The following is an 18,662-nucleotide window of genomic DNA, read 5'->3' on the forward strand; positions in this document are numbered from 1 at the left end:
AACTCGACTTTCAAGAGGTAGAGTCCGGCCTCAATTCATCCGTTCAACGGCCGAAATGCCGCGGGAGTGATGGCATGACAGATCCGACGGGGCAGCCGGTCTCGGCTCGCCGCATGCGCACCCGGGAACTGCTGCTCGGCGCTCTCGCGGAGTACGACGCCGTCAGCCGCGCGGAGTTGAGCCGGCTGACCGGGCTGTCCCGCAGCGCGGTCGGCGCGGGCGTGGCCGCGCTCCTCGCCGAGGGGCTGGCCACCGAGGACGCCGGGCCGCCCGCCGCCGCCGGCCGTGGTCGGCGAGCGGGACTGGTGAGCCTGCGTCCGGCGACCGGCGTGGTGGTCGGGATCGACTTCGGGCACACGCACATCACCGCCGCGGTGGCCGGCGCCACCGGGGAGATCCTGGCGGAGCGCACCGCCGAACTCGACGTGGACGGGCGGCCGAACGACGCGCTCAACTCCGCGGCCGACCTCGTCCACCAGGCCCTGGAGGACGCCGGGCAGCAGCTGGACCGGGTGCTCGGGATCGCGGCGGGCATACCCGGGCCGCTGGACGTGCGGACCCAGGTGGTCCGCGCGCCCACCATCCTGTCGGACTGGGTGGGCCTCGATCCGGCGGACGAACTCGGCCGCAGGCTCGGGCTCGCGGTCACCGTGGGCAACGACGCGGACATGGGCGCGCGCGGCGAACGGGCCTTCGGCGCGGGCCGCGGGCTCGACGACTTCCTCTACATCAAGGCGTCGCACGGCATCGGCGCCGGCATCGTGCTGGCCGGCCGCACCTACCGCGGGTCGACGGGCATCGCCGGCGAGATCGGCCACACCCAGTTGCCGGGCGCGACCAGTTGGTGCCGGTGCGGCAGCCGCGGCTGCCTGGAGACGGTCGTCTCCATCACCGAGGTGCGGCGCCAGCTCTCGCACGTGCTGAAGACCGGCTCAGGCGACGGCCCGACGAAGCTCCCGGCGCTGGCCGAACTGCCGTCCCACCCGGCGGCTGCGCGCGTCGTCACGGACGCCGGCCGCACCATCGGCCGCGTCCTGGCCGACCTGGTCAACTGCCTGAACCCCGAGGCGATCGTGCTCGGCGGTGAACTCGGCACCGCGGGCGCGCCCTTGGTGGCCGGCGTCCGCGAGTCCATCGACCGCTACGCCCAGCCCGCCAGCGCTCAGGCGGTCAGCGTCCGCAGCGGCCGGCTGGGCCGGCAGGCGGAGCTGTTCGGCGCACTGGCCACGGCCGCCGGCCTGCGGCCGGGCGCCGGGCGCTGACGTCGTCGCCGTGCGGCGAAGGGGCGGGCCGCCTCCAACCGTTCGTCCGCGCGCGATGCGGGATGCACGAGGCGGGAGGCGGAGGTGACGCCTGGCCACAGGGGCTCACCACCCACGTGTCCACAACTGTTTGAATGCGGCACTCCTTGATCACTCCCCCACCGACAGTCACGCTCAAAAAAACAAGAACCAACACCCGAGCCCTCCCGAGGGGTTGACCCCGAGTCGCCCGGGACTTAGCGTCGCCATCGGAAGTTCACATAGACGTTACTCGTTCACGTATGTGAGCCACGTGCGAGTCCAGCCGCTTCTGTGCTGCGTCGACGGCACGGAGCCTCCGGGCGCGCCCCACCTACCCCAACGTGCGCCGAGTCAGGGAGAAACCCCCACATGCCTGTGCGTCAAACACCAGGTACGAGAGCCAAGATGCTCATCGCTGCCACCGCTCTGGGTCTCGGCGCCGCCGGGCTCGTGGTGGCCGAGGTCCCGGCCTCCGCCCAGACGACCGCGGCCGCCGCCTCCGCGGCGTCGAACGCCTGCCCCTGGGTCGGTGCGAACACCCCGATCAGCAGCCGCGTCAACCAGCTGCTGGGGCGGATGAGCCTGACCCAGGAGATCTCCATGATGACCGGCGCCAGGGGGTCGAGCTTCGTCGGCGAGACCCCGGCGATCGGCTCCCTGTGCATCCCCGCCGTGAACCTGGAGGACGGGCCGGCCGGCGTCGCCGACGGCATGACGGGCGTCACCCAGCTGCCCGCGCCGGTGAGCGCCGCGGCCACCTGGGACACCGCCGCGGAAGCCGACTACGGCACGGTGATCGGCGCGGAGGAGGCCGCCAAGGGAAGTCACGTCGACCTCGGCCCGACGATCAACATCGTGCGCGATCCGCGCTGGGGCCGGGCCTTCGAGTCGATCGGCGAGGACCCTTACCTCAACGGCGTCCTCGGCGCGGCGGAGATCCGCGGTGTGCAGTCGACCGGTGAGCTGGCCCAGGTCAAGCACCTGGCGGCGTACAACCAGGAGACCCACCGCAACACCAACAGCGACAACGTGATCGTCGACCAGCGGACGCTGCAGGAGATCTACCTGCCCGCGTTCGCCGAGACGGTCGGCTCCGGCGCGGCCTCGTCGGTGATGTGCTCCTACAGCACCGTCAACGGCACCTACGCCTGCCAGAACCCCGACATCATGAACGGCGTCATACACCAGCAGTTCGGCTCCGACGCGTTCATCACGTCCGACTGGGGCGCCCTCCACACGACCGCCGGGGGCGCGAACGCCGGGCTGGACCAGGACATGCCGGGCGACGACGGCTACTACGGCGGCGCGCTGCAGTCGGCCGTCTCCGGCGGGCAGGTCAGCAGGGCGACGATCGACGCCGCCGTGCGCCGGATCCTGACCCAGATGTTCGGCTTCGGGCTCTTCGACAACGTCTCGACCGGCTCGCCGCGCGCGACCGTGACCTCCTCGGCGCACACCGCCACCGCCCGGCAGGTCGCCGCGCAGGGCACCGTGCTGCTGAAGAACGCCGGCAACCAGCTCCCGCTGACCTCCGCCACGAAGTCCATCGCGGTGATCGGCGCGGACGCCTCCACCAGCGTGCGCAGCGCCGGCGGCGGCAGCGCGTCCGTCAAGGCGGGCAGCGTGGTCAGCCCGCTGGCGGGCATCACCGCGCGGGCCGGCAGCGGCGTGAGCGTCACCTACGACAGCGGCTCGTCCTCCAGCTCGGCCGCCACCGCCGCCTCCAAGGCGAACGTGGCCGTGGTCTTCGTCAGCAAGTCCGAGAGCGAGGGCGGCGACCTGTCGGACATCGACCTCGCCGGCTCCGACAACGCGCTGATCTCGGCGGTGGCCAAGGCCAACCCGCACACCGTCGTGGTGCTCAACACCGGCTCCGCGGTCACCATGCCGTGGCTGTCCTCGGTCTCCGGCGTCTTCGAGGCCTGGTACTCGGGCCAGGAGGACGGCCACGCGATCGCCGACCTGCTGTTCGGCGACGTCAACCCGTCCGGCCACCTGCCGGTGACCTTCCCGACGTCGCTCTCCCAGGTGCCGGCGAACACCGCCGCCCAATGGCCCGGCGCCGACAACAAGGTGCAGTACTCCGAGGGCCTGAAGGTCGGCTACCGGCACTACGACGCCACCCAGCAGACCCCCCTGTTCCCCTTCGGCTTCGGCCTGTCGTACACGTCCTTCGGCTTCAGCGACCTCTCCGTCGGCTCGCTGACCAGGGGCGGCTCCGCGACCGTCACCGCGAAGGTGACCAACACCGGCAGCCGCGCCGGCTCCGAGGTCGCCCAGCTCTACGTCGTCGACCCCGCCTCCTCCGGTGAGCCGTCCAAGCAGCTCCAGGGCTTCCGCAAGGTCACCCTGGCCGCCGGCGCCAGCACCACCGTCAGCTTCCCCGTCACCGAGCAGAACCTGCGGCACTGGAACACCGGCGCGAACAACTGGACCACGGACACCGGCGCCTACGGCATCCGCGTCGGCGACTCCGCGGCGAACATCCCACTGACCGGGACGCTGAACGTCACCTCGGGCCAGCTCGGCCGGCCGGTGACCGTCACCGACCCGGGCCCGCAGGCCACCATCGCGGGCGCCACGGTCTCCGTGCCGGTCACCGCGAAGGACTCGACCAGCGGCCAGACCCCGACGTTCAGCGCCACGGGCCTCCCGGCCGGGCTGAGCATCTCCGCCTCCGGCACGATCACCGGCAAGCCCACCGGCGCCGGCACCACGACCGTCGACGTGACCGCCAAGGACGGCAACGGCGCCTTCGCGACCACCTCGTTCGTCTGGACGATCTCGCCCTCCAACGCCGGCGTACCCGTCACCCCGCTGGTCGGCCAGGGCGGCAAGTGCCTCGACCTCGGCGCGGACGACAACACCGACGGCGCCAAGGTCGACATCTACACGTGCAACGGCACCAGCGGCCAGTCCTGGAGCCACCTCGCCGACAACACGCTGAGGACCGCGGGCAAGTGCCTGGACGCCAAGGCCGCCGGCACGGCGGACGGCACGCTCGTCCAGATCTACGACTGCAACGGCTCCGGCGCGCAGGTCTGGAGCAGCGGCGCCAACGGCTCGCTGGTCAACCCGGCGTCCGGCAAGTGCCTCGACGACCCGAAGGCCTCGACGACCGACGGCACCCAGCTCCAGCTGTACACCTGCAACGGCACCGCGGGCCAGTCCTGGGTCTCGCCGGCCGCCGGGGTCGCGGGGCCGACCGGCCAGGTCACCGGCATCGCCGGCCTGTGCCTCGACGTGCGGGCCGCCTCGAACGACGACCGCACCCCCGTGCAGACCTACACCTGCAACGGCTCCTACGCCCAGCAGTGGACGATCGGCACGGACGGCACGATCCGCTCGCTCGGCAAGTGCCTCGACGTACTCGCGGCGGGGACCGCGGACAAGACCGCGATCGACCTCTTCAGCTGCAACGGCACCGGCGCCCAGACCTGGTCGTACACCTCGTCGTCCAAGGCGCTGCGCAACCCGGCGTCGGGCAAGTGCCTCGACGTGCCGGCCGCCGGCACCACGCCCGGCACCCAGCTGGACATCTACACGTGCAACGGCAGCGCGGCCCAGCAGTGGAACCTGCCGAGCTGAGCGCGCCGCGCTGAGCGGGCGACGGCACTGATCCGCGACCACCCGTCGCCCGCTGCGGGCCCGGGCCGAACTCCCACCGGCCCGGGCCCGCCACGTGCTGCCGGCCTACTTGGAGTCGCCGGTGAACCGCGGGTCCTTCTGCTGGTCGTAGATCTCCCTGCCGGCCGCGTCGTAGGCGTGGACGTACGGGGTCGAGTACGCGGAGAACGGCTCGCGGGTGGACGCGCCCGTGGAGAAGGCCGCGGTGGAGAAGAACGCGCCGCCCGCCATGACCGCCGGGTACTGCTTCGGGTCGTCGCCGTAGCTGACGGTGATCTTGGCGACCTCCGGTGCGTAGTGTCCGGCGCCCAGCGAGAGGTAGCGGCCCCGGCCGGCCGGCTCCCCGACGGAGTCGAAGAACTCGATGAGGCGGCCGGTGCCCCAGAGCCGGTCGTTGACGAACGTCGGCGGGACGTCCTGGCTGGTGCCCCGGTCGCCCTTGGTCTCGCACTGCACGTACCGGTGGCCGGAGTCGACGGCGATCACCGCGCCGTCCCAGTCGTGCGAGGCGACAGGGGTGCGGACGGCGATCACCGCGTGGTAGTCCGGGGCGTCCGATCCCAGGCAGGAGGCCAGGATCCTGGCGACGGCGCCGGCGCTGATCGGGGTGGTGCCCGTACTCGTGACGCTGAACGCGGCGGTGGGGTCGGACGTCGCGCGGGCCGAGGGCGTCGCCGAGCCGGCCCGGGCCGCGGTCGGCGTGGGCACCGGTGACGTGGCGGCGTTCCCCGGGTTCGCGCCGTTCGCGGCGAGGGCCGGCTTGTCGGCCCCCTGCCCGCCGAAGACGGCCACCGCCGCGACGCTCAGTGCCGCCACACCGGCGGCGACGCCCAGCGGCAGTGCCCACCTGCGGGGCAGCGACGTGTGCTTGTCCTCTGGATCGATCTTCATGAGTAGGTCCTCTCGGATCTGCCGGTGATGGGGCAGATCACGATCGGGGGGAGGCGCGGGGAAACCCTGCGTGCCGTTCATCGTGCGACCTCCTCCGCGCTGACGGGATTCTTCGGACTGGACGACGTCGCAACTCTGGGCCCGCCGGCGAGATGCGCTCCCAGCCTGCGCCGTGCCCGGTGCAGTCGGGACTTCACGGTGCCGACCGCCACGCCCAGCGCCACCGCGGCCGCCTGCTGGTCCAGGCCCGACCACACGCACAGCTCCACGACCTCGCGTTCGTGGCGAGGGAGCCGGGCCAGCGCGCGGTGGACCTCCGACATCCGGCGCGCGTCGTCGACCATTCCGGCGACGCGCTCCGCGTGGTCGCCCACCGGCTCGTCGTGCGAGACGAGCCGGTAGAGCAGCGCCTCGGCCCGCCGCAGCCGCCGCCTGGTGTTCGACAGCAGGCGGTCGGCGATGCCGAGCAGCCAGGGCAGGGCCGATTCGCGGTCCAGCACCGTCTCCGACCGGCGGCGCCAGGCATGGAGGAAGACGGTCGCGGTGACGTCCTCGGCCTCGGACCAGTCGGCCGTCCGGCGGAACACGTGGTTGTAGACGGTCTTCGCATGGCGGTCGAAGATCCGACCGAACGCCTCCTGGTCGCCGTCCACCGCCCGGGTCCACAACTCCCGGTCGGACATGCCTCCGTGCGGGGCGGTGGGACCAGCGTCGTTCACGTCCATGCCCTGTATGTGTCCGGCACCCGGCCGAGGGTTCCCGCTGATCCGCCGCACTTTCGACGGACGTCCTCGGTGGGGTGCCGGAGCACCGGGGCGCGGGTGGGGCGGCGTCGGCATGCGCGCTCCCGTACCCTCACGGCTATGCCCACCGGTCGCGCTCCCTGCCATGGCGTCGTCTGCCCGGACCTCGGTGAGCCGGACGCCCGCACCCAGGCGTCCATCGAGGTCGTCCGCCGGCACGGCTGGCAGGTCACCATGGTCCCAGCCGACGACAACGGGCCGGGCTGGGCCTGCACCATCGGTCTGTGGCACAGTCACCGGCTGCCGGAACCGGCGGTGTTCGGGCTGGGCGCCCCCGCCATGCACACCGTGCTCAACGACCTCGGCCGGCTGGCTGTCGCGGGACAGCCCGTGGCGGCGCCTTCCCCTGGCAGCCCGGTGGGGAGGATCTGCTGGCCGGTCAAACCGGGGTGGACCTGCGGCCCGACGAACACCCGGTGGGGGTGTGGACGCAGAACCGGTGAACGGGCGGCGGCGGGCTTGCGGCGACGTGGACAGCGCTCAGCGCCCGATGGACAATCTCACTCGTGATTCAGTATCAGGGCGAGAGCCCGCCCTCGCGGGCATCCGACGCGGATCGCGAGCGCGTCCTCGAACTGCTGCGTACGGCAGCGGTCGAGGGAAGGCTGTCACACGAGACGTTCGTCATCCGCATGGAGCGCGTGCTCGCCGCTCGCACCCTCGCGGACCTGCGCTCCACGATCGAGGACCTGCCCGGGGTCGAGGTCGCCCCGTCCGCCCCCGCCCCCGCCCCCGCCGGCCTGGGGCGTATCCTGCGCCGGGCGGCCGCCGCACCCGGCGGCCTCGCCACGCGCGTCCGGCGGCGCTACCGGATCCGGCGGCTGCCGCTCCTCGCGCTGCCGCCGGCGGGCTCACGGTCCCTCACCATCGGACGCAGCCCCGGCAGCCATCTGCGGCTGTCCCACGCGTCGGTGTCCCGCTCGCACGCCGTCCTCACGTCCTCCGTCGACGGCTGGGCCCTGCGCGACCTGAGTTCGCTGAACGGCACCCTCGTCAACGGCCGGCGGCTGGTCGGCCAGGCACCCATACGCCCCGGCGACTGGGTCACCTTCGGCAGGATGCACTTCCGCCTCGCCGCACCCTGACCGGCGCGGGCCCCGGCCTGCCCAGCGCGCACCGCGCAGGTCCCTGCCGCGTCCGGACGGCCTCCCGCGTCAGGACGGCAGGGGATGGCCGCCGTCTCCTTCTATGACGGTCCGTTCGGTTCCCTCATGCTCGGTGTCCTCGACGATGGTGACGTCGACGGTGCCGTCTCCCGTGGTGTCGAACTGGTAGAGGTCCGCCTTGCCGTCGCCTGTCGTGTCGCTCAGCCACACGTCGGGCTTTCCGTCGCCGTTGGTGTCGGCGCTCAGGAGGAGGTGTTCTTCGGCGGGTGTCTCGGTCGTCTCGTGAGTCATAGCAGCCGGTTGCCCCGGGGCCCGTGGGGCAAACCGCCGGGCGCGTCCCCGGCGGAGTCCCCCGAGGACCGCACCGGCTGCGCGGCCGGCTCCGGGTCAGGAACGCAGGTCCAGCATCGCGGACATGCCCGCGACCGCCGACGGCGCGACGGTGTAGTACACCCAGGTGCCGCGCCGCTCGGACGTCAGCAGGCCGGCCTCGCGGAGCTTCTTCAGGTGGTGGGAGACCGTCGGCTGGGAGACGCCGACGTCCTGGATGTCGCAGACGCACGCCTCCCCGCCCGGGTGCGAGGCGATCTTAGAGAACAGCCGCAGGCGCACCGGGTCGGACAGCGCCTTGAACATCGCCGCCGTCCTCTCCGCGTCGGCGACGGACAGCTCGCCCGCGGTGATCGGCGGGCAGCAGGGCGCCGCAGGGGCGTCCTGGAGGACCGGCAGCTCGACCATCCCTGAATTCGACATACGTCTATGTTGACACGCGTCGATATGCGAGGCAACCTTCGATATATCGACGGACATCGAATCAGCGGCTCGCTCGTTGCCGGGCCGCGCTCGGAGAAGGGCACCGCCATGCCAGTACCCGCCACAGCCGAACTGCCGGTCGTCGTCATCGGCGCCGGCCCCACCGGGCTCGCCGCAGCCGCCCACCTGCTCGAACGCGGCCTGGCCCCGCTGGTCCTGGAGCAGGGCCCGGCCGCCGCCGAGGCGGTGCGCGGGTGGTCCCACGTGCGGCTCTTCTCCACCTGGGCGGAGCTGACCGACCCGGCCGCCGGGCGGCTCCTGGCTTCCGCCGGCTGGACCGAGCCCGAGCGCGGCACATATCCGAGGGGCGGTGAATGGGTCGCCCGCTACCTGCAGCCGCTCGCCGACGCCCTCGGTGACGCGGTGCGCTACGGCACGACCGTCACCGGGGTCTCCCGGGCGGGCCGCGACCGGATCGTGGACGCCGGCCGCGAGGGCCGGCACTTCACCGTCCACTGCACGCTCGCCGACGGAACCGAGGAGCTGGTGCCGGCCCGCGCGGTCGTCGACGCCTCCGGCACCTGGTCGCTGCCCTCGCCCGCGGGCGGCGACGGGCTGCCCGCGCTGGGCGAGCGCGCGGCGGCCGACCGGATCTCCTACCGCGTCCCGGACCTCAAGGACCCCGCGGTGCGCGCCCGTTACGCGGGCAGGCGCACGGCGGTCGTCGGCTCGGGTGCCTCCGCCTTCACCGCTCTGGCTTCGCTCGCCGACCTGGCCGAGGCCGCGGACGGGGCGGGCACGCACGCGGTGTGGGTGCTGCGCCGCGGCCTGTCCGGTTCCACCTTCGGCGGCGGCGGCGCGGACCGGCTCCCGGCCCGTGGCGCCCTCGGCCTGGCCGCGAAGGCCGCGGTCGACGACGGGCACGCGGACGCCGTCACCGGGTTCCGCACCGGCGCCGTCGAACGCGACGGCGAGCGGCTCGTGCTCGTCGGGGACGACGGGCGGCGGCTGGAGCCGGTGGACGAGGTGATCGTGCTGGCCGGCCTGCGCCCGGACCTCTCCTTCCTCTCCGAGCTCCGCCTCGGCCTGGACGAACGCCTCCAGGCCCCGGTCGCGCTGGCACCGCTGATCGACCCCAACCGGCACTCCTGCGGCACCGTCGACCCCCACGGCCACCGCGAGCTGTCCCACCCCGAGACCGGTGTCTACCTGGTCGGCATGAAGTCCTACGGCCGCGCCCCGACCTTTCTGGCGATGACCGGCTACGAGCAGGTCCGCTCGGTCGCCGCCGCCATCGCCGGCAACACCGAAGCCGCCGACCGCGTCGAACTCACCCTGCCCGCGACCGGGGTCTGCGGCGGCGCCGGCCTCTTCGACGACCCGCAGGCCGTACAGGGCGGCCGCTGCTGTACGCCCGCGCCTGCCGCCCAGCTGGTGCAGGTGGGCGTCGGCGTCCCGGCCCAGGAGGGGTCGGCGGGCGGCTGCTGCGCCTGACGGCCGCCACCGGGGCCCGCGCGCGGCGGCCGCGACCGGAACGGGGCACCGGTCGCGGCCCCGCGGCGTGCTCCTGCCGCCGGAGCGGGCGCCGGGGCGGGCTCCGACGCCGGGGCGATCAGCTGTTGTAGGTCCACTCCTGGTAGCCGTTGGTGAAGCTCGCGCTGCTGCACGTGTTGAGGCGCAGGCCGCCACCCTGGCTGTAGTCCAGGCACTTGCCGGTGGCCACGTTCTTCCAGTCGACCCAGGTGCGGTCGGCGTTCTCCCAGTAGATCACCCACTTCTGGTACCCGTTGTTGTAGCTCGCGGCGCTGCACGTGTAGGTCCGCAGGCCGGCCGAACCGGCGCTGCCGTCGAGGCACAGCTGCGTCTTCTCGTTCATCAGCTTGAAGGAGCCGCCGTCGTCCGTGATCTTCCACGCCTGGTAGCCGTTGAGGAAGCTGTCCGTGCTGCACGCGTACATCCGCAGGTGAGCGCCGCTGCTGTCGTCCATGCAGGTCCCGTAGAGATGGTTGATGACGTTCTGCACGGGCGGCTGCGCGGCGCTCGCCGCCGGCGTCGCCTCGGTGTACACGTTGCGCGGAGCCGCCTCGGTGTGTCCGGAGGCGGCGCGGGGTGCTGCCGTCGCCGGCGCCACGGACGCTCCGGCCATCAGGACGGCCGCCGCCGCTGCCACGGCCGCACCGGCACCTGCGTGCTTGATCTTCATCGCGCTTCCTCCTGCGAGTTCGCACTCCCGGACCCGACGGTCCGACGACGCCGGCGTATCCGGCCTCCCGAGCCTCGCAGCGTGCGCACGTGCCGTCCTTGGCCCTCGGTGTCCATGCCTTGACGACGCGTCGCCTGCGTCACCCGTCGCGGAGGCACCGGCGCGGGGCTACCACTGCGGCGGAGACGCGGGCCCCGGCGGCGCGGTGCGGGGGTGGGCGTCCCAGTCGGCGTGTCCGCCCTGGCCGAGGATGTCCGCGGCCCCGTGCAGCTCCCCGGCCGGCAGTCCGGCCAGCGCCCGGCGCGCGGTGCGTGCGACGAGGTACGGGAAGAGCGGGCGCAGGGGCTGCGCCAGGCGCAGCCACGGCGGTGCGTAGACGGTCGGCGAGCGGCGCCGGATGCCGTCGGCCAGCCACGCCGCGACCTGGGCGGGCTCGTGCACGCGGCGGGCCGGCGCGGGCTGGTGCCTGCGCAGTTCGCGCAGCACCGGATGCACGTCCAGCTCCTCGATCATGTCGGTCCCGGTCCAGTGCAGGTAGCCGATCCCCACGCCGACGCCTTCGGGTTCCATCTCGGCGCGCAGGGCCTGGGCGAAGGACTCGACGCCCGCCTTCGACGCGCAGTAGGCGCTCATCATCGGGGCCGAGCCGAAGGACGCGGTCGAGGCGATCTGCAGCAGGTAGCCGCGGGTCCGCAGCAGCTGGGGCAGGAAGACGCGGGCGGTCACCGCACTGCCGATCAGGTTCACCTCGATCACCCGGTTCCACAGCGCCGCCTCGCACGCCTCGAACGCGCCGGCCACCGCGATGCCGGCGTTGGCCACCACGACCGAGGCCGGCCCGAAGCGCTCGCGGACGCCGCGCGCCGCGCCCTGCATCGCCGCCTCGTCGGTGATGTCCGCCTCGATGCAGCAGGACTCCCCCGGCAGGCACCGTGCCACCTCGTGCAACGACGCCAGTTCCCTGCCGAGCAGCACCACGCGCAGCCCGCGCGCGGACAGCTCGCGGGCGAGCGCGGCACCGATGCCGCGGGCCGCTCCCGTCACGACCGCGGTACGTCGTCCCGGCTGATCTCCGGTGGCCATCGATCACCTCTCCCGCCGCGGGCCCGGCGTCCGCGCCGGCCGCGTTCAGCTGACCACGCCGCGGCCGCGACGGCCGTCCGGCCGCTCCGATCGGGTGGCCCCGGCGCTCCGGCGTGCGGCGCGGTTCACCGGCCGCCGTCGACCTGGGCGGAGCCGACGGCGCCCTCGGCGAGGCGGTACTTCTGGAGGATCCGCTCGTACGTGCCGTCCTCGATGACGGCGTCGAGGGCCGCGGCGAGTGCCTGGCGCAGCTGCGGGTCGTCCTTGGCCACCGCGAAGCCGTACGGGCCGGGACCGATCTGCTCTCCCACGACCAGGAGGCGCGAGCCCGGTTGCCCGGCGGCGAAGACGGCCGAGGGGAAGTCGGTGAAGGACGCGTCCGCCTCGCCCGTCCGGACCCTTTGCAGGACGTCCGCGGCGCTGCTGCCGCCCACCACCTCGACGGGGGCGGCGGCACACTTCTGGGCGGAGACCAGCGCGGCGTCCGCGCCGTGCGCGATGACAGCGACCGTCCTGCCGCACAGGTCCGCGAGCGAGCGGACGCGGTCGGGGTTGGCCGCCGCCACGGTGACCACCGACCCCGCGGTGAAGTAGTCGACGAAATCGACGTACCGCTGACGGGAGGGCGTGTCCGTGAGGCCCGCGGCCGCGACGTCGAACCGTCCGTCGGTGACGCCGGCCACGAGAGAGCTGCGGTCCGCGGTGAGGCGGACGATCGGGATCCCGAGCTTCACGGCCAGGGCGTTCAGGAGGTCGGTGTCCAGTCCCGTCAGCGTGCCGCCGTCGGTGAACACCATCGGGGCCAGGTCGGCGCGCGCGGTGCCGACGACGAGCCTCCCGGCCTGCTGGATGCGGCGCGGGAGCAGAGGGAACAGCGCGCCCGGGGACACGGGGCTGACATGGACGGTTCGTGGGAAAGGGTGGGAGGCGGGGCGGAGGTCCGGCAGGACGGCCGTCAGCACGGCCGCCGCGCAGGCCGTGACCAGGAGCCAGCCGGGCCACCGCCTCGGCCCGTGGCGGCGGGCGGCCACCCTCCGTCCCGGCGGAGCGGGTACGTGCGCCGGGGGCCGCGGCGGATCGCCCAGGTCGGACGGGATCAGCTGGGTCCAGCCGTGCGGGGGGTGCAGCGGCGAGGCAGGTGCGGCGGCCGGTCCCGGCGCGGGCGGCAGCGGTACGCCGAGTATCGCGGCCGCACACCGGCGGGCCACGCTGTGCCCGTCGCGCGGCCGGGGTCCCGCACCGGCGGCGGCAGGGCCGCGGCGAACGCCGAGCACGGAGGCGGCCGTCCGCAGGGCGACGCCCCTGAGCCGCGCCATCAGCCCGTCTCCTCCTGGTCCGGAACTCCGGCGAGCCGCGGCGGTGGCGGCGCGCCGGCCGGAGCCACCACGCCCGTGACGGCCTCGCTGACACTCTGCACCCGGCCGAGCTGGGTCAGCAGCGCGGGCGCGGAGATGCCCACGGCGATCGCCGCGTAGGCGCCGGTGATCTGTCCGGACAGGCCGAACATCGCCGCTCCCGCGGCGCCCAGAGCCATGTGGAAGGCCGTCGCCACGCTGTCGGGGAGCGGGTCCACGTACTCCGTCAGGCGCGGCATCTCGCGGGCGGGCGCAGCCGGGCCCCTGCGGTGGTCACGGCGGGCCGCCTGCCACGCCACCACCTGGTTGTAGGCGTCGACCAGGCCGCGCAGCGACCCGCCGGCGGCGCCCAGTGCCAGTAACCCCGTCGTATCCACGCCCGGCCCCCCTCGATGGGAGGAGCGTAGTGGCTGCGTCCGCCCACAAGGGATCAAAGGCGCAAAGTCCCACCACGGGGTCGCAGCAGGTCGGTCGGATCAGGCCAGTGCGGATCAGGCCAGTGCGGATCAGGCCAGCGCGGATCAGGCCAGCGCGGTGATCAGCCGTACCGTGGTGCCCTGCTCCGCGGTGGAGCGGATCTGCACCAGGTCGCACAGTTGCTGGACCAGCCACAGGCCCCGCCCGCCGAGCTGGTGGGGCTTGGGCCTGGAGCGGCCCACGAGCGGGTCCGCGATGTGGCCGGTGTCGTGGAACTGGCAGATCAGCACGTCGCCCTCAACCCACGTCCGCAGGGTGCCCCAGCCGCCGCCGTGCCGGACGCTGTTGGCGGCCACCTCCGTGGCGGCCACGAGCAGTTCGCTCAGCCGCGGACCGGTCAGGCCGTGCCGCGTGGCGCAGGCGGTCACCTTGTCGCGCACCGCCCCGAGCGCGCCCGCGCCGTAGCTCAGCGACTCCTGGGGGTCGCAGGGCGCTTCCAGCTCGTCGAAGAGGAACGGCCCCTCGGCGAAAGCGGAGTTGTCCCCGTGGACGCCCTCGGCGAGCTGGAAGGGGTGGCAGCGGCGTGCCGACTCCAGCACGGCCGCCTCCACCGTGCTGGTGTCGTACGGGCACAGCAGCCACCAGGCGGGTGAGTCGGCGAAGGTGAGATTCAGCAGCCACTCGTGGTAGCGCAGCTCACTGCGCTCGGCCGCGGTGGCCGTGGTCCACGGTGACTCGCTGATGCCCCGCACCGGCTGCCCGTCGCTGACGGCCTTGGCGATCCACTCCTGCCAGGCGGGGATGAGCCGGCCGGGGTTGCGGCCGAGTGCGGCGGTGTCCACGAACGTCACCTGCCGGTCGGCCGGGTTCGTGCCGAGCGCGTCGCGCAGGATGGCCTGCTTGTCGGAACCGACGGCGACCAGCACCGTCTCGTCCGCGCGCATCGCGTCCTCGACGAAGGAGGTCGCGCCCTCCAGGAACGCGGCCTCGCCCTGGTAGGGGTACAGCTCGTGGCGGAAGGCGGGGCTCTTGGCGGCGGGGGCCGCCGCCGTGGGCGGCGAGGTCATGGCACCAGCTCCACGGGGACGGCCGGGCTGTCGTAACCGAGCAGTTCCCAGCACTTGCGCACCAGGGGGTTGGCGTCCTCGACCATGATCGTCCGGCCGGGGTGGGCGCCGCTCGCCTCCACCAGCGCCTGCATTCCGGCGGCGTCCATCAGTTCCAGGCCCTGGCAGCGCAGCCGCAGTGTGTCGGTGGTCCGCAGCAGCTCCGTCACGGCGGTGTGAAAGGCGGGGGCACCGTCCGCGTCGACCACGCCGCTCACGTTCCAGCAGTCCTCTCCGGCACTGAACACCTGGAAGGACGGGGCCGCGTCGCGGTCGCCCGCGAAATGCGGGTGCACGGTCGCCGCCTGCCCCAGAACGTCCGGGAGGAAACCGCTGCCCGCGTACGCGCACACCACCATCGCGGCGCTGGCGCCGATGACGGCGTCCAGTCGCAGCTCGTGGTCGGCCACCTGCCGCGGCGTGAGCCCGGCAGGCCAGAAATGGTCCATGTGCGCGAGTACCCGCAATGCGCGAAAGCCCTGTCGGCCGGCTTCCTCGGCCTCCTGTCGCAGCAGGGACACCAAGGCGTTCGCGTCCCAGTCTACGTCGCACGCCGAGGGGTCCACGAGCACGCCCTGCGGGCCTCGCAGATCCAGGCGCCAGGACCGCGAGGGCGAGCCCACCACCATGATCTTGTCGCCCAGCCGCGTGCCGTCGGTCAGATAGGCCAGGGCCGCGCGCTGGAAGTCCGCCTTCGCCGGCACCGCCCAGCACACGTGGTCGCCGACACCCACCGGAGCGAGGCTCGCCACACTGCGAGCGATCCTCACCACCGTCCTCCTCGCCCCGAACCACTGCGTTGGGGGCCCAGCCTACAATCCCTCTGCCCGCCCCTGATCGCGGTACGCCTGCGGCCTCGGCCTCCCGGGGCCCCGCCCGGCGGAAGCCCGGGGCCGGCGCTATGACCGCGGGCCGGCCCGCCTCAGCCCCGCTCGACCCGGGCGCGCAGGCGCCCGACGCCCACCTTCACCGGGACGAGCACCAGCCAGCACCATTTGGCGGCGGAGGCCGAGGCGTAGGCGAGCGGGACCGACGCGAGGAACACCACGATCGTGGAGCCCAGGTCCACGGTGAGCAGCCGGACGTCGGCGGCCGGCAGCGGCGTGCTCACCAGCCGCCGGCGCGACGCCACGTAGCGGAGCATCGCCAGATGGACGGCGTCGACGAGGGCGACCGCCCCCGCGTAGATCGCCACCGACTGCGGACGGCGGCCGTACTCCGCCAGGAGGGTGGTGGGGAACGGCAGCAGCGCCACCAGGCCCATGCCCAGCAGCGCGAGCCGGGTCAGCGGCTCGTCGACCTCCGTGACGCGTCCGAAGAGCCGCCGGTGGTCGCGCCACAGCGCGGCGATGACGGCGAAACTCAGCCCGTAGGCCAGCAGTTCCGGCACGGCGTCGCGCAGCGCCTGGTGGAACGCCGCGTCGTCGAGCCCGTCGCGCACACCGATGTTGAGCACGAGCAGGGTGATCGCGATGGCGAACACGCCGTCGGCCAGGGCCAGCAGGCGACTCGGGTCACCGTCCGCCGCCGCGGTCTGGCTGATCGGGCGCTGACTCATTCGGTGATCGTACGTGCGGGGGGTGTGACGGCGGGACAGGCGCGCACGCGGCGGCCGGAGTGTCGCACGCGCCGGTCAGCGGCCGTGGCGGGCGGTTCGGTAGCGGCCCGGGGTCGTTCCGATGACGTCGGTGAACGCGGCGATGAAGCTGCTGGGGTTGGTCCATCCGCAGGCGTAGGCGGTCCGGGTGGTGTCGTGGCCGTCGGCGAGCAGCACGAGTGCGTGGTGGATGCGCAGTTGGGTGCGCCACTCGTAGAACGTCATGCCCAGTTCGTCGCGGAACAGCCGGCTGAGGGTGCGGGTGCCGGCTCCGATCGCCTTCCCGAGCTCGGTCAGCGTGGCGCTGCTCGCCGGGTCCTCGTGCAGCATCCGGGCGACGGCCCGCAGCCGGTCGTCCCGTGGTTCGGGCAGGTGCAGCGGCTGTTCGTGCGCTTCGCGGAGTTCGTCGACGAGGACCCGGAGGAGGCGGGTGCGGGCCGGGCGGCTGCGGCCGGGCGTGGCGTCTCTGTCGCCGCCGGTGCCGGAGCCGGGTTCCGGGCCGGGTCCGGGCCCGGTCAGGGCGAGCAGGATCTCGCGGGCGAGGCCGGAGGCCAGGAACACCGCCGGGCGGTCCGGTACGAGCCGGGCGAGGGACGGCGTGAGGAAGACGATCCGCATGTCCGTGTCGCCGTGGGCGCGGTGGCGGTGCGTGAACCCGGCGGGGGTCCAGGCGATCCGGTTGGCGGGAACGATCGAGGTGCCGCGCTCGGTCTGGACGGCCAGGACGCCGCCTGCCGCGTAGACCAGGTGTCCCCGCGCGTGCGACTGCGCCGCGCTCGTCCCGCCGGACGGCCAGAGGTGGCGGCCACCGGACGGCCACACGGAGGACGTCACCTCGGACGTGCGGCGAGGTTGGCGGCGAACAGGCATCACTTGGCATCGTAGCGCTATCACGCCACCGGCCGGCCCCGGAAGACTTCCCCTGTGCGCGGTGGCCGTCCGTCGTGCGAGGCGGCCGGCCGGACCGCACGGCGTCGGGGCAGGGCGCCTCGACGCCGCGGCGTGAGATGAGGAGAGACAGATGACGACGTACGTGCTGGTGCCCGGTGCCTGGAAGGGCTCCTGGTCGTTCGAGGCGGTGGTTCCGCTGCTGGAGCGTGCCGGTCACACCGTGCACGCCCTCACCCTGACCGGTCTGCGGCCGGACGACGACGACGCGACCGTGGCGACCGCCGGCCTCGACACGCACGCCGCCGACGTGGTGCGGCATCTCGACCGCCACCGCATCGCGGGCGCGACGCTGGTCGGCCACAGCTACGCCGGGATGGTGATCGCCGCCGCCGCGGACCGCGCCGGCGGCCGGATCGCGCGGCTGGTGCATCTCGACGCCTATGTACCGCGCGACGGCGAGTCGTGCTGGTCGTCGACGAACGACCACTTCCGGCGGGTGTTCGCCGCCGGCGCCGCTGCCACCGGCTACGCCGTCCGCCCGCCGGACGGCGGCGATCCCCGCCGCCGTCCGCATCCCCTCGCCTCGTTCCTGCAGACGGTCCGGCTCACCGGCGCGTTCGCCCGGGTCCCCCGCCGGGAGTTCGTCTACTGCTCGGGGTGGGAGGACCGGACGCCGTTCGCCGCGCTGCGCACCCGGCTCCAGGCAGATCCCGCCTGGCAGGTTCACGATCTCCCGACCGGACACGACGCCATGCACGAGGCCCCGGAGGCGGTCGCGGCACTGCTGCTCGGCGGGTGAACGGCGCACGCGTCGACGAACGAGTCGGTGCTCGGGCGGGCCCCGCGGGCAGGCCGCGTCTTTTCGGCGGCGGCGCGGCGAGCGGTCAGACCACGGGGTTGTTCAACTCCTTGGCGCAGTAGTTCAGCACCTTGCTCCCCTCCATGTTGGCGACCTCCATGCGGATCGCCATGACCGTGCCGCCCGGCACCGAGCTGATGTAGGTGGGCACGGAGACGTAGGTGCCGTAGCCGTCGTAGTCCGCGTGCCACCCGAAGTAGCTCCAGCTGTCGCCGGTGGACGGGACGGCGAGCCGGATCGCCGGGTGGTGGCCGTCCGACTGCTCGTCGTAGACCTCCAGCGTGATGCCGGTGACGCTGCCCTTCAGGTTCCAGTTGGAGATGTTCACCGAGCCGCTGGCACCGTCGGTGGCGCAGGAGGCGTAGGCCGTGGCCGCGTTGGCCGGCGACGCCCCGAGCGTCATGAACAGGGTGGCGCCCGCCGCGAGCACGCCGAGCTTGGTCAGGTTCCTCATATGTCCACTCCGAAGCAGGCCGAGCAAGATCAATTGGCGTGGAGGCTATGAGGCTGGTCATGACTTCGTCAAGTGCGGTACCGGAACAGGTCAACCGGCCCGCCCCGCACCCCGATCCGGCGTCCACCACCCCGGGGCCGCGGCAGCCGGCAGCCGGCAGCCGGCTGGGTACAGCGTTGACCGTACGAGGCGTGACGATCGGCGCGGCCGAGCCGTCCGCGCCCGCATACGGTC

At 73.5% G+C, this 18,662-nt stretch carries 19 protein-coding genes; 6 read left to right on the forward strand and 13 right to left on the reverse strand.

Annotation, left to right across the window (positions count from 1 at the left end; all coding sequences use genetic code 11):
• Window positions 1-74: 74 nt before the first annotated feature.
• The gene (locus V2S66_RS00215; RefSeq protein WP_330792062.1) at window positions 75-1,262 is read left to right on the forward strand and encodes an ROK family protein; all 1,188 of its coding nucleotides are present in this window, start codon (window positions 75-77) and stop codon (window positions 1,260-1,262) included.
• A gap of 426 nt (window positions 1,263-1,688) precedes the next feature.
• Window positions 1,689-4,871, forward strand: a complete 3,183-nt coding sequence (locus V2S66_RS00220; protein ID WP_330792063.1) for a glycoside hydrolase family 3 C-terminal domain-containing protein — start codon at window positions 1,689-1,691, stop codon at window positions 4,869-4,871.
• A 105-nt stretch (window positions 4,872-4,976) separates the two neighbouring features.
• Here the strand turns inward: V2S66_RS00220 and V2S66_RS00225 are convergent, their stop codons facing one another.
• Complete coding sequence (locus V2S66_RS00225; protein ID WP_330792066.1) at window positions 4,977-5,801, reverse strand: hypothetical protein; 825 nt, start codon at window positions 5,799-5,801, stop codon at window positions 4,977-4,979.
• Window positions 5,802-5,878: 77 nt separating this feature from the next.
• Window positions 5,879-6,526: an RNA polymerase sigma factor gene (locus V2S66_RS00230; protein WP_330792067.1), complete on the reverse strand. Its 648-nt coding sequence runs from the start codon at window positions 6,524-6,526 to the stop codon at window positions 5,879-5,881.
• 252 nt (window positions 6,527-6,778) lie between these two features.
• On the opposite strand from V2S66_RS00230, the gene V2S66_RS00235 reads away from it, so the two are divergent.
• A complete protein-coding gene (locus V2S66_RS00235) occupies window positions 6,779-7,114 on the forward strand; it encodes a DUF4262 domain-containing protein (RefSeq protein WP_330792803.1) in 336 nt (111 codons plus the stop codon).
• The gene (locus tag V2S66_RS00240; protein WP_330792069.1) at window positions 7,111-7,689 is read left to right on the forward strand and encodes a DUF1707 and FHA domain-containing protein; all 579 of its coding nucleotides are present in this window, start codon (window positions 7,111-7,113) and stop codon (window positions 7,687-7,689) included. The genes V2S66_RS00235 and V2S66_RS00240 overlap by 4 nt, the downstream gene beginning before the upstream one ends.
• 69 nt (window positions 7,690-7,758) lie before the next feature.
• Here the strand turns inward: V2S66_RS00240 and V2S66_RS00245 are convergent, their stop codons facing one another.
• Window positions 7,759-8,001 (reverse strand): hypothetical protein, encoded by a 243-nt coding sequence (locus V2S66_RS00245; protein ID WP_330792070.1) that lies wholly within the window; start codon window positions 7,999-8,001, stop codon window positions 7,759-7,761.
• Window positions 8,002-8,097: 96 nt separating this feature from the next.
• Entirely contained in the window at window positions 8,098-8,463 is a 366-nt protein-coding gene (locus V2S66_RS00250) for an ArsR/SmtB family transcription factor (protein ID WP_330792071.1), read from the reverse strand.
• 108 nt (window positions 8,464-8,571) lie between these two features.
• On the opposite strand from V2S66_RS00250, the gene V2S66_RS00255 reads away from it, so the two are divergent.
• Complete coding sequence (locus V2S66_RS00255) at window positions 8,572-9,957, forward strand: NAD(P)-binding domain-containing protein (protein ID WP_330792073.1); 1,386 nt, start codon at window positions 8,572-8,574, stop codon at window positions 9,955-9,957.
• A gap of 118 nt (window positions 9,958-10,075) precedes the next feature.
• Here the strand turns inward: V2S66_RS00255 and V2S66_RS00260 are convergent, their stop codons facing one another.
• The 8 genes from V2S66_RS00260 to V2S66_RS00295 all read right to left on the reverse strand — a co-directional run bounded on the left by V2S66_RS00260 (window position 10,076) and on the right by V2S66_RS00295 (window position 17,094).
• A complete protein-coding gene (locus tag V2S66_RS00260; RefSeq protein ID WP_330792075.1) occupies window positions 10,076-10,666 on the reverse strand; it encodes an RICIN domain-containing protein in 591 nt (196 codons plus the stop codon).
• Window positions 10,667-10,834: 168 nt separating this feature from the next.
• Window positions 10,835-11,749: an SDR family oxidoreductase gene (locus tag V2S66_RS00265; protein WP_330792077.1), complete on the reverse strand. Its 915-nt coding sequence runs from the start codon at window positions 11,747-11,749 to the stop codon at window positions 10,835-10,837.
• Between the two features lie 125 nt (window positions 11,750-11,874).
• Window positions 11,875-13,065: an ABC transporter substrate-binding protein gene (locus V2S66_RS00270; RefSeq protein ID WP_330792080.1), complete on the reverse strand. Its 1,191-nt coding sequence runs from the start codon at window positions 13,063-13,065 to the stop codon at window positions 11,875-11,877.
• Window positions 13,065-13,481 carry a hypothetical protein gene (locus V2S66_RS00275; RefSeq protein WP_330792082.1) on the reverse strand — a complete coding sequence of 139 codons (417 nt, stop codon included), beginning with the start codon at window positions 13,479-13,481 and terminating at the stop codon, window positions 13,065-13,067. Before V2S66_RS00275 ends, V2S66_RS00270 begins: the two co-directional genes overlap by 1 nt.
• Window positions 13,482-13,625: 144 nt before the next feature.
• Entirely contained in the window at window positions 13,626-14,588 is a 963-nt protein-coding gene (locus V2S66_RS00280; RefSeq protein ID WP_330792085.1) for a sensor histidine kinase, read from the reverse strand.
• Complete coding sequence (locus tag V2S66_RS00285; protein ID WP_330792087.1) at window positions 14,585-15,379, reverse strand: MEDS domain-containing protein; 795 nt, start codon at window positions 15,377-15,379, stop codon at window positions 14,585-14,587. Before V2S66_RS00285 ends, V2S66_RS00280 begins: the two co-directional genes overlap by 4 nt.
• Window positions 15,380-15,549: 170 nt before the next feature.
• Complete coding sequence (locus V2S66_RS00290) at window positions 15,550-16,185, reverse strand: TMEM175 family protein (protein ID WP_330792089.1); 636 nt, start codon at window positions 16,183-16,185, stop codon at window positions 15,550-15,552.
• A gap of 75 nt (window positions 16,186-16,260) precedes the next feature.
• Window positions 16,261-17,094 (reverse strand): AraC family transcriptional regulator, encoded by an 834-nt coding sequence (locus V2S66_RS00295; protein ID WP_330792091.1) that lies wholly within the window; start codon window positions 17,092-17,094, stop codon window positions 16,261-16,263.
• A gap of 151 nt (window positions 17,095-17,245) precedes the next feature.
• On the opposite strand from V2S66_RS00295, the gene V2S66_RS00300 reads away from it, so the two are divergent.
• Window positions 17,246-17,914 carry an alpha/beta fold hydrolase gene (locus V2S66_RS00300; protein WP_330792092.1) on the forward strand — a complete coding sequence of 223 codons (669 nt, stop codon included), beginning with the start codon at window positions 17,246-17,248 and terminating at the stop codon, window positions 17,912-17,914.
• Between the two features lie 85 nt (window positions 17,915-17,999).
• Here V2S66_RS00300 and V2S66_RS00305 read toward each other — a convergent pair whose 3' ends face one another.
• The gene (locus V2S66_RS00305) at window positions 18,000-18,428 is read right to left on the reverse strand and encodes a hypothetical protein (RefSeq protein WP_330792096.1); all 429 of its coding nucleotides are present in this window, start codon (window positions 18,426-18,428) and stop codon (window positions 18,000-18,002) included.
• Window positions 18,429-18,662 lie beyond the last annotated feature (234 nt).

Origin of the sequence: Actinacidiphila polyblastidii (genome assembly GCF_036353415.1) — a bacterium.
GTDB classification, from domain to species: Bacteria; Actinomycetota; Actinomycetes; order Streptomycetales; family Streptomycetaceae; genus Actinacidiphila; species Actinacidiphila polyblastidii.